Here is a 15540-nt window from a genome sequence, read left to right on the forward strand (position 1 = left end):
AATATCTCCTAGTGTCGAATCAAATGGCCGCTGGCCGCGAGTAACTGGCCGTCCAGTGAAGCACCTGCGTCCCCGAGTGCAAGCCTGCCTTCGGCAAACCAGCGTACAGCCATGGGGTAGATCAAGTGTTCCTGAGCATGCACTCGCTGCGCCAGACTCTGCGGCGTGTCGTGCAACTCTACCGGTATTACTGCCTGTACGACCAGTGGTCCGCCATCGAGTTCCTCGGTGACGAAGTGGACGGAGCAGCCGTGCTCGGTGTCGCCGGCCTCCAGCGCGCGCTGATGGGTGTGTAACCCTTTGTATTTGGGCAGCAGCGAAGGATGGATGTTGAGCAGGCGACCCTGATAGTGGCGAACGAAGTCAGCGCTGAGAATACGCATGAAACCGGCCAGTACCACGAGTTTGGGATTGAATTCGTCGATCAGTTCGATCAGGGCAGCATCGAAGGCCTCGCGACCTTCGAAAGCCTTGTGATCCAGCGAGCGGGTGGCGATACCCGCGTCACTGGCGCGTTGCAGGCCGTAGGCGTCGGCGCGGTTGGAAATCACCGCAGCGATGCGGACCGGGCTTTCGCCGGTCCGCGTGCTGTCGATCAAGGCCTGCAAGTTACTGCCGGTGCCGGACAACAGCACCACGACATCACAGGTTGCGGACATTAATGAGCCTTAAGGTTCTTCAGTTCGACCTGAGCAGCGCCTTCGGCAGCGACTGCGATCTGACCGATGACCCAAGGCTGTTCGCCAGCGTCACGCAAGGTGTTCAGGGCAACTTCAACGTGCTCCTGAGCGACGCAGATGACCATGCCGACGCCGCAGTTCAGAACGCGGTGCATCTCGGTCTCGTCAACGTTGCCTTTCTCTTGCAGCCAGTCGAAGACGGCCGGGCGATTCCAGCTGGCGACGTCGACCACGGCCTGAGCGCCTTTTGGCAGAACGCGCGGGATGTTGTCGAGCAGGCCGCCACCAGTGATGTGGGCCATGGCTTTGACTGCACCGGTGTCTTTGATCAGCTTGAGCAGCGGCTTCACGTAGATGCGGGTTGGGGCCATCAGCAGGTCGGTCAGCGGTTTGCCGCCGAGCTGGATGTTTTCGATGTCGGAACCGGACACTTCGATGATCTTGCGGATCAGCGAGTAGCCATTGGAGTGCGGGCCGGACGAAGGCAGGGCGATCAGCGCGTCACCGGTGGCGACTTTCGAGCCGTCGATGATTTCGGCTTTTTCCACGACGCCGACGCAGAAGCCGGCCAGGTCGTAGTCTTCGCCTTCGTACATGCCAGGCATTTCAGCGGTTTCGCCGCCAACCAGCGAGCAACCGGACAGTTCGCAGCCGGCGCCGATGCCGGTCACAACCTGGGCAGCGGTCTCGACGTTGAGTTTGCCGGTGGCGTAGTAATCGAGGAAGAACAGCGGCTCGGCGCCGCACACCACCAGGTCGTTGACGCACATGGCGACCAGGTCGATGCCGATGGTGTCGTGCTTGTTCAGGTTCAGGGCCAGGCGCAGCTTGGTGCCGACGCCGTCAGTGCCGGAAACCAGTACTGGCTGCTTGTAGCCGGCCGGGATTTCGCAGAGGGCGCCGAAACCGCCCAGGCCGCCCATGACTTCCGGACGCGCAGTGCGCTTGGCGACGCTCTTGATGCGTTCGACCAATGCTTCACCGGCGTCGATGTCTACACCGGCGTCCTTGTAGCTCAGGGAGGGTTGCTTGCTCATGATCCAGGCCTTTAGGGGGGATTCAGGGGTAACGACCGAGTTCAGCGGGGCGCCGAAGTCGATGGGGCGATAGCCTCACGCGAGTTTCGAGGTGCCCGGCTGTTGCCGGTCTGCGAAGGCGCGCGATTTTATCAGGCTTGAGGGGCAGCGGCCATCCTCGTACCGACGGGCAGGGCCATATCACCCGAAATTTTTTGCAATTGAGGCGTACGGCTGCCTGTATAAGGTGTGGCAATTAACCGTCTATCGTTATCAATGTGCAAAAACTTACCGCCGCCGTGTGAATGTTTGGTGTTGGCAGATTGTCACAGCCTTGCTAAATCGGTTCACGCGGCCTGTTCCAGCCGCTCCTGTCGACGGGAATTCTCCATGCGTTTTTGTAAATTGTTGTTTGTGGGCTGTTTGTCTGTGGTCAGCCTGGCGAGTCATGCCGAAAACCTCAAAGGCCTTTATCAAGTGCGTGAGCCGGTCCAGGGCCAGGCTCCGGAGGAGCGCGAGCGCGCTACTCAGGCCGCGCTGGATACATTGGTATTGCGCCTGACCGGTGACCCAAAAGCTGCGCAAAATCCGGGGTTGGCAGCCGTTCGCAAGGATCCGCAGCAGATCATCAGTCAGTTCGGTTTTGACGCCGGGCCGCCGGAGGTGCTGAAAGTCGATTTCGATCCGAGCAGTACCGAGCAGGCATTGCGTCGCGCCGGACTGTCCCTGTGGGGCGCCAGTCGGCCGTCGATACTGAGCTGGTGGCTGAACGACTCGGCTGAAGGTTCGAGTCTGGTGGGTGATGGTCAGGCGGCTGCAGCGCCGTTGCGCACAGCCGCTCAGCATCGTGGTTTGCCATTGCGTTTGCCTTTGGCCGATCTGAGTGAACAACTGGTCGCCACGGCGCCGGCACTCGAAGGCACGGATGCCGCGCCTTTGCGCGATGCTTCGGAGCGCTATAACGCTGACGCCTTGCTGGCTGTGCATGCGCGTGAAGAGGGTGGTCAGTGGCAGGCCAAATGGCATTTGTGGCTAGGTGATCAAAAAGAAGCGGGCAGTGTGCAAGGGGCGGATCAGGCAGCCGTTGCGGATGCAGTGATGCTTGCGGTTGCCCAGCGCCTGGCGCCCCGCTTTGCTGCCAAGCCTGGGGCAAGCGGGCAGCAGACCCTGGAAGTGCAGGGCATGAATCTTGAACGTTACGCCGCGTTGTTGCGGTTACTTGAACCGTTTGGCGTGCGTCTGAAAAGCGTTGATGGCGATCGCATCGTCTATCGGGTCAATGGCAGTGCCGATCAGATGCGCGCGCAGTTGTCGCTGGCCAAGTTGCAGGAACTGCCAGCCGAAGCTCCGGCTCCGGTGGCAGCGCCGCAGCCGGCGGTGGCAGGTTCAGCACCGGTCGCGGCTCCGGCCCCGACACCTGCAGCGCCGTCATTGCGGTTTCGCTGGTAAGTCTTTCCTTATATAGAAGCAGTAGGAGTGGTACATGGCCGATACGCGGCGTTGGTTTTGGCTCGGTGGGGTAGTCCTGCTTTGCGTGTTTGTGTGGTTATTGCACTCGATCCTCACGCCGTTTCTGGTGGCGCTGTTGTTGGCGTATCTGTTCGATCCGCTGGTGGATCGCCTGGAGAAGCTCGGTTTGTCGCGCACCTGGGGCGTTATCGCGGTGTTCACTTTGTTCACGCTGATCGTCACCGCGCTGATGCTGGTGTTGGTGCCGATGCTCGCCAAACAGCTGCTGCGCCTGTACGAACTGATGCCGCAGATGCTCGACTGGTTGCAACACTCGGCGGTGCCGTGGGCGCAATCGAAGCTGGGGCTGTCTGACGGCTTCTGGAAATTCGACAAGGTCAAAGCAGCGATCAGTGAGCACATGGGCCAGACCACCGACATTGTCGGCGTGGTGCTGAGCCAGGCGACGGCTTCGAGTCTGGCGCTGATCGGCTGGCTGGCCAATCTGGTGCTGATCCCGGTGGTGAGTTTCTACTTGCTGCGCGACTGGGACTTGATGATGGCCAAGATCCGCAGCCTGTTGCCGCGCGATCGTGAGCCAACCATCGTCGCGCTGGCCGGTGAATGCCATGAAGTGCTGGGTGCATTCGTGCGCGGTCAGTTGCTGGTGATGGTGGCGTTGGGGGTGATTTACGCCGCGGGGCTGATGATTGTTGGCCTGGAGCTGGGGCTGTTGATTGGTCTGATCGCGGGGCTGGCGGCGATCGTGCCGTATATGGGCTTTGTGATCGGCATCGGTGCGGCGTTGGTTGCCGGTTTGTTCCAGTTCGGTGGTGATCTGTATCCGATGGTCGGGATCGTCGCCGTGTTCATGGTCGGTCAGGCCCTGGAAGGCATGGTGTTGACCCCGTTGTTGGTGGGCGATCGGATCGGCCTGCATCCGGTGGCGGTGATCTTCGCGATCCTGGCCGGCGGCGAGCTGTTTGGCTTCACGGGTGTGTTGCTGGCGCTGCCGGTGGCGGCGGTGATCATGGTGCTGTTGCGTCATATGCACGATTTGTACAAGGACTCTGACATTTATAGTGGCGCTGACGAGCCGGAGCTGTAGTGGCGAGGGGCGACCCGGCGAATAGCCGGGTTGGCCCGTGTCTTGCGGGGAATGCTGGATCGAATGCGTCAGAGAAACTGTCATAAAACCAGTGTGTTAACGCAAACCTTTGATTTTGCTTGGACTCTGTCGCATTGTGCGCTCAGCTTCACGGGTATAAACTTCGCCAACTTTACACAGAGGCCACTAACGGTTCCTTTGAGAACTGTTCAGTCAGCATGAAACCGATTCAGCTGCCCCTAGGTGTGCGTCTGCGTGACGACGCCACCTTCATCAACTACTACCCAGGCGCCAATGCCGCTGCACTCGGCTATGTCGAGCGCCTATGCGAAGCCGACGCCGGCTGGACGGAAAGCCTGATCTATCTGTGGGGCAAACACGGCGTAGGGCGTACGCATTTGTTGCAGGCTGCTTGCCTGCGTTTCGAACAGATGGGTGAACCGGCGGTGTATCTGCCGCTGGCCGAGTTGATGGATCGCGGCACCGAAATTCTCGACAACCTTGAACAGTACGAACTGGTTTGCCTGGATGACTTGCAGGTGATTGCCGGCAAGGCTGATTGGGAAGAGGCGATGTTTCATCTGTTCAATCGTCTGCGTGACAGCGGTCGGCGCTTGCTGATCGCCGCGTCCACCTCGCCACGCGAACTGCCGGTCAAACTGGCGGACTTGAAATCACGCCTGACGCTGGCGCTGATTTTCCAGATGCGCCCACTCTCCGATGAAGACAAATTGCGTGCCCTGCAATTGCGCGCATCGCGTCGTGGTCTGCATCTGACAGATGAAGTCGGGCATTTCATTTTGACTCGCGGCACTCGCAGCATGAGCGCGCTGTTCGAACTGCTGGAGCAACTCGATCAGGCCTCTTTGCAGGCTCAGCGCAAGCTGACAATTCCCTTCCTGAAAGAAACGCTCGGTTGGTAGCCAACCCTTGAAAATTGCGGCATGCAGCACGCTTCGGCATATTGCAGGCGCCAGAAAATCCGCTTTTCTGCACAGTGTGCAGACCGCGTATCGGTTCAAATGGGCTTAAGCGCTTAGATGTAAACGAGAAACCGAGAAGTCACAAAAAGATCGATTGAATTTGCAAATGAGGATGATAGCGGGCATAGTCTCGGCTTCTTTACAACTATCAGCCACGGTCGTGCCCATGCTAAAGCGCTTCGCACCCCTCGTGCCTCTCGCACTCGTCACCCTGTTGTACGGTTGCGCTGCTCATTCTCCAGTTCAAGAGCAGCCACAACAGGTTAAAAATTCTGCTACTGCCCAGTCTTCCGTTATTTACCAGGAAGAGCTGGACACCGAAAAAGAACTGTCGGATTTCAACGGCAACAAGCCTTACCAGCTGCCAGTTCTGGCCGACAGTATTCTCGAACGCGGCATGTCCCTGATCGGTACCCGTTACCGCTTCGGCGGTACCTCTGAAGCCGGTTTCGATTGCAGCGGTTTCATCGGCTACCTGTTCCGCGAAGAAGCTGGCATGAACCTGCCACGCTCCACTCGCGAAATGATCAATGTGGATGCGCCGCTGGTGTCGCGCAAAAACCTTGAGCCGGGCGATCTGCTGTTCTTCGCCACCAATGGTCGTCGTGGACGTGTCAGTCACGCCGGGATCTACCTGGGTGACAACCAGTTCATTCACTCCAGCAGTCGTCGCAGCGGCGGTGTTCGCATCGACAGCCTGGGTGACAGCTACTGGAGCAAGACCTTCATCGAAGCGAAACGCGCTCTGGCTAACGCTCCAACCGTAGTCACTGCTCGCAAGTAACTCCCCGATGTCGCTGCGTTCGCGGCGACAATCAGGCTCCCGGCAACGGAGTAGACCTATACTTTACAAGGTGAAGTTAAAGTCTTACTTGAAGTTTGCCGCGTAGCCGCTAGAATCCTGAATCTATATTGATGGCAAACCGCCTGCGTGCTGACGCAGGCGGTTTTGTTTTCTGTCCCTCCGGCAGAAAAAGCCGCAGCCAGATCAGGATGTTCTGCTTATGACCATGTCGGCCCGCCTCACATTGATCTTTTTCGCAGCGCTGCTCAGCGCCTGCGCCAGCCGTACGCCGCCACCAGCACCCGTGGTGCGCGCTCCGGTGGTATTCGGCCCCTCGCAATCATTCTCGCCCGCTGCTGAAGACGTGCTGTTCCGCGCGCTCGGTCTGGTTGGCACGCCTTATCGCTGGGGCGGCAATACACCGGACTCGGGATTTGATTGCAGCGGGCTGATCGGTTTTGTTTACCGTGATGCGGCGGGTATTTTGCTGCCAAGAACCACGCGCGACCTGATCGTCATGCAGGCGCCGAATGTGGGTAAGGAAGGTTTGCAGACAGGTGATCTGATCTTCTTCGCCACCAATGGCGGTTCGCAGGTCAGTCATGCGGGGATTTATGTCGGGGAAGGGCGCTTCGTACATGCGCCGGCAACCGGCGGCACGGTGAAGCTCGACAGCCTGTCCAAGGCTTATTGGCAGAAGGCTTATCTGAGTGCGAAGCGGGTGTTGCAGCCGGAGCATCTGGCGCGTAACCCGTAATTGAGGTCGACGCTGATCCCTGTGGGAGCGGGCTTGCCCGCGATGGCGGTGGATCAGTCAAAGAATGCTCTGGCTGAAGAGGCCTCATCGCGGGCAAGCCCGCTCCCACAGGTGATGTGTGCAGCGTTAGTGTATTTACTTCGCTGAAGACACCCGCCACACCTTGTTCCCCACATCATCAGCCACCAGCAAGTCACCTTGCTGGTCGATCACCACGCCCACCGGGCGACCCAGTGCGTTCTCGTCCTTGTCGAGGAAACCGCTCAGCACATCCACCGGCTGGCCCGTCGGTTTGCCTGCCGCGAAGGGTACGAAAATCACTTTATAACCACTGTGCGGCTTGCGGTTCCAGGAGCCGTGCTGGCCGATGAATGCGCCTTCCTTGAATTGCGCTGGCAGCTTGTTGCCCTCGGCGAACGTCAGACCCAGCGAAGCGGTGTGCGGGCCAACGGCGTAGTCCGGCGCAATGGCTTTGGCGACCAGGTCGGGGTTCTGCGGTTCGACGCGCACATCGACGTGCTGGCCGTAATAACTGAACGGCCAACCATAGAAGCCACCGTCCTTGACCGAGGTGATGTAGTCCGGCACCAGATCGCTGCCGATTTCGTCGCGCTCGTTGACCGCGGTCCACAACGCGCCACTGGTGGGCTCCCACGCGAGGCCGTTGGGGTTGCGGATGCCCGATGCGAAGATGCGGTGATTGCCGGTTGCGCGGTCCACTTCCCAGATCGCTGCGCGGCCTTCCTCTTTATCCAGACCGTTTTCGCCGACATTACTGTTCGAGCCGACTGTGACGTACAGCTTGCTGCCGTCCTTGCTGGCGATGACGTTCTTGGTCCAGTGATGGTTGAGCGTGCCGCCAGGCAGATCGACAACCTTGATCGGCTGCGTCTTGATTTCGGTCGCGCCGGGTTCGTAGTTGAAGCGCAGCAGGCGATCGGTGTCGGCGACGTACAGGTCGTTGCCGACCAGTGTCATACCGAACGGTGAATTGAGATTCTGCAGGAATACCGTGCGCGTTTCGGCCACGCCATCATGGTCGGCATCGCGCAGTAGAGTAATGCGATTGGGGCTTGGTACGCCGGCGCCGGCCTTGCCCATGACTTTTTCCATGACCCAGCCGCGCACGCCTTTGCTGTCATCAGGTTTGGGCGGTGCGTTGGTTTCTGCTACCAGTACATCGCCATTGGGCAACACATAGAGCCAGCGCGGATGATCGAGGCCTTCGGCAAACGCGGCGACTTGTGTGCCTGCCGCAGCGGTCGGTTTACCGCCCGCGGGCCAGCCGACCGCCGGGGCGATATTCACCGTCGGGATCAGGGTTTTGTTAGGTTCGGGCAGTTTCGGTGACGGGCCGGTGCCGTCGATGACCTGCAGGCTGGACGATTCACCACAGGCGGCGAGCCCTCCGGCGAGGGCGATGACGAAAACGAGCTGGGGCTTGCGCATTGCTGATCTTCCCTATGAATGCATTCCTAGTCATAGAGGAGCGCGCAAGCCCGATGGTTCAACTGCTCAGCCGCGGGCTTCTTTGAACAGCACGGCAATGCCCGGGTGATAGTTGCCGGCTTCATTGCGCAATTTGCGATAGGCGTAGGGGAAATACCAGGCGACGGCGCAGGTGTGTTCCTTTTGCAGGTCGTCGACCATGTCCTGCAATTCTTCCGGGCTGGCGCTGTGCTGGGCTTTTTGCGGGGCGACAAACAGGCAGCCGAGTTTGAGGTCGCTGGCGTAGCTGAGGCGTTTGGCGTCGTTGGTGATATCCAGCAGGGGTTGAGTCAGGTTGAGGTTGTTGACGCGTGGCCAGCGTTGCGTGGCCTGGATAAAAGCGCGGTCTTCGGCACCCGCCAGGAACAGATCGGCGCGGGCGTTGCGCTCGCCTTCCTCGTTCTGCTTGCGGGTGGCGGTGTCGCGCAACGTCACCAACTCCGCCATCCAGGCGGCCGCACAGAGCAATCCGAGATTGGCTTTCTCGTCATGCCAGTAGGGCGTGTCACTGTCGCCGCGCACGGCGTTGTAGCGGTCGATACAGTCAAACCAGCGTTCTAGCACCGGGCGCAGGAATTCCAGGCGCGGATTGCTGATGATCATGCCTTGCATCGTAATCATCCTTATTGTTGTGGTGTGCTTTTGCGGCAAAAGCATGGCTCTTTGATATCATTTGTTTCAGCGTGGCACAAGATTGGCGTCGGATAATTGATCGGCGGCAGTTATTCGCCCGATGACCCCCTCTTTAATTGACGCTCCACCCCCAACCCTCTAACCTTCGCGGCTTGTTTCAGGTGCTCTGTGACCTGCGTCGACAGAGTGAAACAGGGAAGCCGGTGAGGGTTGTCTTCAAGCGAAGAACAACCACGATCCCGGCGCTGCCCCCGCAACGGTAAATGAGTGAAAACTGCGTCTTGTGCCACTGCTTAACAGCGGGAAGGCGCGCAGTCAGGCGAACGCCGCTCATGAGCCCGGAGACCGGCCTGATCCATCCAGCGGCATCACGGTGGGCGATGCCAGGCTTTTTGCCGTCTATTCTTGTGCCTGCCCGCCGTTATCCAGCCTCAACGGAGAGCTCCCCCATGACTGATTCCCCCGAGCGTGACGAACGCCATCTGGCGCGTATGCAGCGCAAAAAAGCCGTGATCGATGAACGCATCGCCAACTCGCCCGACGAGTGCGGCCTGGTGCTGGTGCTGACCGGCAACGGCAAAGGCAAAAGCAGCTCGGCGTTTGGCATGCTCGCCCGCGCAATGGGCCACGGCATGCAGTGCGGCGTGGTGCAGTTCATCAAGGGCCGTAACAGCACCGGTGAAGAGCTGTTCTTCCGCCGCTTTCCCGAGCAGGTGCGTTTTCATGTGATGGGCGAGGGCTTCACCTGGGAAACCCAGGATCGCCAACGCGACATCGCCGCCGCCGAAGCTGCATGGGCGGTGTCGCGCGAGTTGCTGCGTGATCCGTCGATCGGTCTGGTGGTGCTCGATGAATTGAACATCGCCCTCAAGCACGGCTACCTCGATCTCGATCAGGTGCTGAGCGATTTGCAGGCGCGTCCGCCGATGCAGCACGTGATCGTCACGGGTCGCGGGGCCAAGCCGGAAATGATTGAGATGGGCGACACGGTCACCGAAATGGGCATGCTCAAACACGCCTTCCAGGCTGGTATCAAAGCGCAGAAAGGCGTCGAACTTTGAATCAGCCACGTCACTGCCCGGCGGTACTGATCGCCGCGCCGGCCTCCGGTCAGGGCAAGACCACCGTCACCGCCGCGCTCGCTCGTTTGCATCGCAATCAGGGGCGCAAGGTGCGCGTGTTCAAGTGCGGCCCGGATTTCCTCGACCCAATGATTCTCGAGCGCGCCAGCGGAGCGCCGGTTTATCAATTGGACATGTGGATGGTCGGCGAGCAGGAAAGTCGTCGTCTGTTGTGGGAAGCCGCCGCCGAAGCCGATCTGATTTTGATCGAAGGCGTGATGGGCCTGTTTGACGGCACACCGTCGAGCGCTGACCTGGCGCGGCATTTCGGCGTGCCGGTACTCGGTGTGATCGACGGCACCGCGATGGCGCAGACCTTTGGCGCATTGGCGCTGGGCCTGGCGCGTTATCAGCCGGACTTGCCGTTTGCGGGCGTGCTGGCCAATCGCGTCGGCACTTTGCGTCACGCGCAACTGCTTGAAGGCAGCCTCACCGAGGGTTTGCGTTGGTACGGCGCGCTGTCCCGCGAGACCGGGATCGAGTTGCCCAGCCGTCATCTAGGTCTGGTGCAGGCCAGCGAACTGAACGACCTGGATATTCGCCTCGACGCCGCCGCCGAAGCGATTGCCAGCAGTTGCGAGGTAGCGCTGCCACCGGCCGTGGAGTTCGCGGCGCCGGAAGTGATCGCTGCCGAACCGCTATTGCAAGGTGTGCGAATCGCTATCGCCCATGATGAGGCGTTTGCCTTCACCTACGGCGCCAGCCTCGATTTGCTGCGGGCGATGGGTGCCGAGTTGAGCTTCTTCTCGCCGATCCGCGACACGCAATTGCCTGAGGCGGACAGTCTGTATCTGCCGGGCGGCTACCCGGAATTGCACCACGTGGCGTTGTCGCAGAACACTGCGATGCTCGACGCGATCCGCGCGCACCATGCGGCGGGCAAACCATTGCTGGCCGAGTGTGGCGGCATGCTTTATCTGCTTGATTCGCTGACTGACGTTGAAGGCACCTGCGCCGAACTGGTCGGTTTGCTTAAGGGCGATGCGGTCATGCAAAAGCGTCTGGCGGCGTTGGCGCTGCAAGCGGTTGATCTGCCGGAGGGCTCGCTGCGCGGGCACACGTATCATCACTCCCTGACGACGACTGAATTGACCCCGATTGCTCGCGGGCTGAGTCCGAATGGCGGGCGTGGGGCTGAGGCGGTTTACAGGGAAGGGCGGATGACGGCTTCTTATGTGCACTTTTATTTTCCGTCGAATCCTGAGGCTATCGCTGCACTGTTTGCGCCTCAACTTGAGGCCGCCATCGCTGGCAAGCCAGCTCCCACAGTGGGCGGTGTAGTGCCTGAAGAATCGCAATCCCATGGGGTAACTGGCAAGCCAGCTCCAAAAGGGAGCGGTGGAATGCCTGAAGAAACCCGATCCCCTGTGGGAGCTGGCTTGCCAGCGATGGGGCCATGACAGACAACGCATTCTCCGAAGCCGAACGCGCAGCGGTCTACAAAGCCATCGCCGAACGCCGCGACATGCGCCACTTCACCGGTGGCACCGTCGCGCCCGAGCTGCTGCGCCGCCTGCTCGAAGCCGCGCATCAGGCCCCGAGCGTCGGCCTGATGCAGCCGTGGCGCTTTATTCGTATCAGCGACCGAGCCCTGCGCGGGCAAATCCAGAACCTCGTTGAAGAAGAACGTATCCGCACCGCCGAAGCCCTCGGCGAACGCAGTGATGAGTTCATGACCCTCAAGGTCGAAGGCATCAATGATTGCGCCGAAGTATTGGTCGCCGCGTTGATGGACGATCGCGAAAAACACATCTTCGGTCGCCGCACGTTGCCGGAAATGGACATGGCCTCGCTGTCCTGTGCGATCCAGAACCTGTGGCTGGCGTCCCGCGCCGAAGGTCTGGGCATGGGCTGGGTCTCGCTGTTCGAGCCGCAGGCGCTGGCCGATCTGTTGAAACTGCCGGAAGGCGCCAAACCTCTGGCCGTTTTGTGCCTGGGCCCGGTCAAGGAATTCTATCCGGCGCCGATGCTGGTACTCGAAGGGTGGGCGCAGGCGCGTCCGCTCAATGAGTTGCTGTACGAAAATTATTGGGGAGTGAGTCAATGAGTGTGGCGTTGTTGAGTGTCGCCGCGGTTGCGCTGGATGCGCTGCTGGGTGAACCGAAACGCTGGCATCCGCTGGTGGCGTTCGGCAATTTTGCCGGGCGCATCGAGCAACGTTTCAACGCCGGGGGGCGCGGCTGGCGCAGTCATGGCGTCACCGCGTGGGTGATCGCGGTGCTGCCGCTGACGTTGCTCGCCACCGCATTTTCCTGGGCGCCGTATGTTGGCTGGATCGTCGAGATTCTCGCGCTGTATTGCGCTCTCGGCATGCGCAGCCTCGGCGAGCATGTCGAGCCCGTGGCCAAGGCGTTGCGCGCCGATGATCTGGATGAGGCGCGCAAGCGTGTCGGCTATCTGGTCAGCCGCCAGACCAGCGAACTCGACAGCACGGCGGTTGCCCGTGCCGCCACCGAGTCGGTGCTGGAAAACGGCAGCGATGCGGTGTTTGCCGCGTTGTTCTGGTTTGCCGTGGCCGGCGCGCCGGGCGTGGTGCTTTATCGCTTGAGCAACACGCTTGATGCGATGTGGGGTTATCGCAACGAACGTTTCGAGCGATTTGGCTGGTGTGCGGCAAAAATCGACGACGTCCTCAATTACATTCCCGCGCGCCTTGTGGCGTTGACCTACGCGCTGCTGGGCAAAACCCGACTGGCCTTGAAGTGCTGGCGTACACAGGCGCCAAAATGGGACAGCCCCAACGCCGGCCCGGTAATGGCGGCGGGTGCCGGTGCGCTGGGTGTGGAGCTGGGCGGCCCGGCGATCTATCACGGCGAACTGCATGAACGTCCGCAACTCGGCGAGGGCTTACCTGCCGATGCCGATTCAATCGACCGTGGCTGGCAATTGGTCCAGCGCGGGGTATGGTTATGGCTGCTGATTCTCTGCGTGGGGGCTGAATTCTATGCTTGAGCACGGTGGCCGACTGCGCAAGGCTGCACTCGATTACGGCATCGCCGAAGCGGATTGGCTGGATCTTTCCAGCGGTCTGGCGCCGTGGCCGTTCCCGATCCCGGAGATCCCACTGCGAGCCTGGGCGCGCTTGCCGGAAACCGACGATGGCCTGGAACAGGCTGCGTGTGATTACTACGGTGCGGCGCAGGTGCTGCCGGTGGCCGGTTCGCAAATGGCCATTCAGTTGCTGCCGCGTTTGCGTCGGGCCGGCAAGGTCGGCGTGTTGTCGCCATGTTATGCCGAGCACGCGGAGGCCTGGCGCCGCAGCGGTTACATCGTGCGCGAAGTGCTGGAGCAGGAAGTCGAGTTCTTTATCGACAGCCTCGACGTACTGGTGGTGGTCAATCCGAACAATCCCACCGGCCTGAGCCTGACCCCGGCGCGCCTGCTCGACTGGCATGCGCGACTGGCGCAGCGCGGCGGCTGGCTGGTGGTCGATGAAGCGTTCATGGACAACACGCCACAATTGAGTCTGGCCGCGCACACGCATTTGGTGGGCCTGGTCGTACTGCGTTCGTTTGGCAAATTCTTCGGTCTGGCCGGCGTGCGACTGGGCTTTGTGCTGGCCGATCGCAAGTTGCTCAAACTGCTCGCCGAGCAGGTCGGGCCGTGGGCGGTCAGCGGGCCGACCCGGGTGCTCGGCCAGGCGTGTCTGCAAGACACCGAAGGGCATGCACGCCAGCGGATACGCAGCGATGAAGCCAGTGAGCGGCTGGCCGCGTTGCTGGCGCGTCACGGCTTCAAACCCCAGGGCGGTTGCGCGCTGTTTCAATGGTTGATCACCGATCAGGCGCAAGTGCTGCACGAATTCATGGCCCGACGCGGCATCCTCCTGCGCCTCTTCACACACAACAGCAGTTTGCGTTTCGGCCTGCCTGCCGATGCCGCTCAAGAGTTGCGCCTCGAACAAGCGCTGCAAGCGTTCGCCAAGGAAACCCGATGACAACCCTGATGGTGCAAGGCACCACTTCCGACGCCGGTAAAAGCACACTGGTGACGGCACTCTGCCGCTGGGCCACCCGTCAGGGTGTAGCGGTGGTGCCGTTCAAACCGCAGAACATGGCGCTCAACAGCGCAGTGACGGCTGATGGTGGCGAGATCGGTCGCGCGCAAGCGGTGCAGGCGCAAGCGGCGAATCTTCAACCGCACACCGACATGAATCCGGTGCTGCTCAAGCCGAACAGCGACACCGGCGCGCAAGTGATCATCCATGGCCGCGCCGTCACCAGCATGAACGCTGTCGCCTATCACGACTACAAAGCCATCGCGATGCAAGCCGTGCTGGCCTCCCACGATCGCCTCAGCGCTGCGTATCCGCTGGTGATGGTCGAAGGCGCAGGCTCGCCGGCGGAGATCAATTTGCGCGCCGGCGACATCGCCAACATGGGTTTTGCCGAGGCCGTGGATTGCCCGGTGCTGCTGATTGCCGACATCAATCGCGGCGGCGTTTTTGCCCACTTGGTCGGCACGCTGGAGCTGCTGTCGCCGAGCGAACAGGCGCGGGTCAAAGGCTTCATCATCAACCGTTTTCGCGGCGACATTGCGTTGCTGCAACCGGGCCTCGACTGGCTGGAACAGCGCACCGGCAAACCGGTGGTCGGCGTGCTCCCTTACGTAATGGATCTGCACCTTGAGGCCGAGGACGGCATCGATCAGCGCCAGACCGACAAGGCCGAACACGTGCTGAAAGTCGTGGTGCCGGTGCTGCCGCGCATCAGCAACCACACCGATTTCGATCCGCTGCGTTTGCATCCACAGGTCGATCTGCATTTTGTCGGCCCGGGACAGGCGATTCCGCCAGCCGATCTGATCATTCTGCCGGGCTCGAAAAGTGTACGCAGTGATCTGGCGTATCTACGGGCCAATGGCTGGGACGCAGCGATCAGTCGCCATTTGCGTTACGGCGGCAAAGTGCTGGGTATTTGTGGCGGTCTGCAAATGCTCGGCGAGCACGTGCACGATCCGCTGGGTCTTGAGGGTGCGCCCGGTTCCAGTGCCGGTTTGGGTTTGCTCGCCTTTGAAACGCAGCTCGAAGCCGAGAAGCAATTGCGCAACGTGCGCGGTCGTCTCGCGCTGGAAGATGCCGAAGTCAGCGGCTACGAAATTCATGCTGGCATCACCACCGGGCCGGCACTGGAGAACGCGGCGGTGCGGCTGGATGACGGTCGTTGTGACGGCGCGCAGAGTGCTGATGGTCAGGTCTTCGGCACTTATCTGCATGGCTTGTTCGAATCGCCGGCAGCCAGTTCGGCGTTGCTGCGCTGGGCCGGGTTGAGCGATGTGCAAACGGTGGATTACCACGGGTTGCGTGAGCGCGATATCGAGCGTTTGGCGGATCTGGTGGAGAAGCATCTGGATACCGGGTTGTTGCGTCAGCTCTGTGGGATTTGAGGTGAATTTAATGGCCTCATCGCTGGCAAGCCAGCTCCCACAGGGGGCTGAGGTGATCCGGCTACCGCGATCACTGTGGGAGCTGGCTTGCCAGCGATGGGGCCGGTTGCCTCAACAGATAATTTTCAGGATGTCC

At 60.8% G+C, this 15540-nt stretch carries 15 protein-coding genes and 1 riboswitch; of the genes, 11 read left to right on the plus strand and 4 right to left on the minus strand.

What is annotated here, in order from left to right; translation table 11 throughout:
- Positions 1 to 8 precede the first annotated feature (8 nt).
- Together purN and purM are read right to left on the minus strand one after the other, a co-directional pair.
- Positions 9 to 659, minus strand: coding sequence for a phosphoribosylglycinamide formyltransferase (gene purN / locus ACA061_RS07855; RefSeq protein WP_210553673.1), 651 nt, complete (start codon positions 657 to 659; stop codon positions 9 to 11).
- Positions 659 to 1717, minus strand: coding sequence for a phosphoribosylformylglycinamidine cyclo-ligase (gene purM / locus ACA061_RS07860; protein WP_497301065.1), 1059 nt, complete (start codon positions 1715 to 1717; stop codon positions 659 to 661). The genes purN and purM overlap by 1 nt, the downstream gene beginning before the upstream one ends.
- Positions 1718 to 2086: 369 nt before the next feature.
- Here purM and ACA061_RS07865 point away from each other — a divergent pair, with 369 nt between their 5' ends.
- The 5 genes from ACA061_RS07865 to ACA061_RS07885 all read left to right on the plus strand — a co-directional run bounded on the left by ACA061_RS07865 (position 2087) and on the right by ACA061_RS07885 (position 6777).
- A complete protein-coding gene (locus ACA061_RS07865) occupies positions 2087 to 3145 on the plus strand; it encodes a DUF2066 domain-containing protein (protein ID WP_497301067.1) in 1059 nt (352 codons plus the stop codon).
- 34 nt (positions 3146 to 3179) lie between these two features.
- The gene (locus ACA061_RS07870; protein WP_497301069.1) at positions 3180 to 4253 is read left to right on the plus strand and encodes an AI-2E family transporter; all 1074 of its coding nucleotides are present in this window, start codon (positions 3180 to 3182) and stop codon (positions 4251 to 4253) included.
- A gap of 218 nt (positions 4254 to 4471) precedes the next feature.
- On the plus strand, positions 4472 to 5176 hold the full coding sequence (gene hda / locus ACA061_RS07875; protein ID WP_150601228.1) for a DnaA regulatory inactivator Hda: 705 nt from the start codon (positions 4472 to 4474) through the stop codon (positions 5174 to 5176).
- 226 nt (positions 5177 to 5402) lie between these two features.
- Positions 5403 to 6020, plus strand: coding sequence for a C40 family peptidase (locus ACA061_RS07880; RefSeq protein WP_150601229.1), 618 nt, complete (start codon positions 5403 to 5405; stop codon positions 6018 to 6020).
- 220 nt (positions 6021 to 6240) lie between these two features.
- Complete coding sequence (locus ACA061_RS07885; protein ID WP_150601230.1) at positions 6241 to 6777, plus strand: C40 family peptidase; 537 nt, start codon at positions 6241 to 6243, stop codon at positions 6775 to 6777.
- A 135-nt stretch (positions 6778 to 6912) separates the two neighbouring features.
- Here the strand turns inward: ACA061_RS07885 and ACA061_RS07890 are convergent, their stop codons facing one another.
- Together ACA061_RS07890 and ACA061_RS07895 are read right to left on the minus strand one after the other, a co-directional pair.
- Positions 6913 to 8226 carry a PQQ-dependent sugar dehydrogenase gene (locus tag ACA061_RS07890; protein WP_497301072.1) on the minus strand — a complete coding sequence of 438 codons (1314 nt, stop codon included), beginning with the start codon at positions 8224 to 8226 and terminating at the stop codon, positions 6913 to 6915.
- Between the two features lie 66 nt (positions 8227 to 8292).
- Positions 8293 to 8877 (minus strand): hypothetical protein, encoded by a 585-nt coding sequence (locus ACA061_RS07895; RefSeq protein ID WP_150601232.1) that lies wholly within the window; start codon positions 8875 to 8877, stop codon positions 8293 to 8295.
- Between the two features lie 163 nt (positions 8878 to 9040).
- Positions 9041 to 9266, plus strand: a riboswitch (cobalamin riboswitch).
- Positions 9267 to 9347: 81 nt separating this feature from the next.
- On the opposite strand from ACA061_RS07895, the gene cobO reads away from it, so the two are divergent.
- Genes cobO through ACA061_RS07925 form a run of 6 tightly spaced genes read left to right on the plus strand, consistent with a single transcriptional unit; the run spans position 9348 to position 15404 of the window.
- Positions 9348 to 9959: a cob(I)yrinic acid a,c-diamide adenosyltransferase gene (gene cobO, locus ACA061_RS07900; protein ID WP_047300314.1), complete on the plus strand. Its 612-nt coding sequence runs from the start codon at positions 9348 to 9350 to the stop codon at positions 9957 to 9959.
- A complete protein-coding gene (locus tag ACA061_RS07905) occupies positions 9956 to 11419 on the plus strand; it encodes a cobyrinic acid a,c-diamide synthase CobB (RefSeq protein WP_497301075.1) in 1464 nt (487 codons plus the stop codon). Before cobO ends, ACA061_RS07905 begins: the two co-directional genes overlap by 4 nt.
- Entirely contained in the window at positions 11416 to 12066 is a 651-nt protein-coding gene (gene bluB, locus ACA061_RS07910) for a 5,6-dimethylbenzimidazole synthase (protein ID WP_150601234.1), read from the plus strand. The genes ACA061_RS07905 and bluB overlap by 4 nt, the downstream gene beginning before the upstream one ends.
- On the plus strand, positions 12063 to 12971 hold the full coding sequence (cbiB, locus tag ACA061_RS07915; RefSeq protein WP_150601235.1) for an adenosylcobinamide-phosphate synthase CbiB: 909 nt from the start codon (positions 12063 to 12065) through the stop codon (positions 12969 to 12971). Before bluB ends, cbiB begins: the two co-directional genes overlap by 4 nt.
- Positions 12964 to 13956: a threonine-phosphate decarboxylase CobD gene (cobD, locus tag ACA061_RS07920; RefSeq protein WP_497301078.1), complete on the plus strand. Its 993-nt coding sequence runs from the start codon at positions 12964 to 12966 to the stop codon at positions 13954 to 13956. The genes cbiB and cobD overlap by 8 nt, the downstream gene beginning before the upstream one ends.
- Positions 13953 to 15404 (plus strand): cobyric acid synthase, encoded by a 1452-nt coding sequence (locus tag ACA061_RS07925; protein ID WP_497301080.1) that lies wholly within the window; start codon positions 13953 to 13955, stop codon positions 15402 to 15404. Before cobD ends, ACA061_RS07925 begins: the two co-directional genes overlap by 4 nt.
- Positions 15405 to 15540 lie beyond the last annotated feature (136 nt).

The sequence above is a fragment of the Pseudomonas sp. LBUM1668 genome (assembly GCF_059695715.1).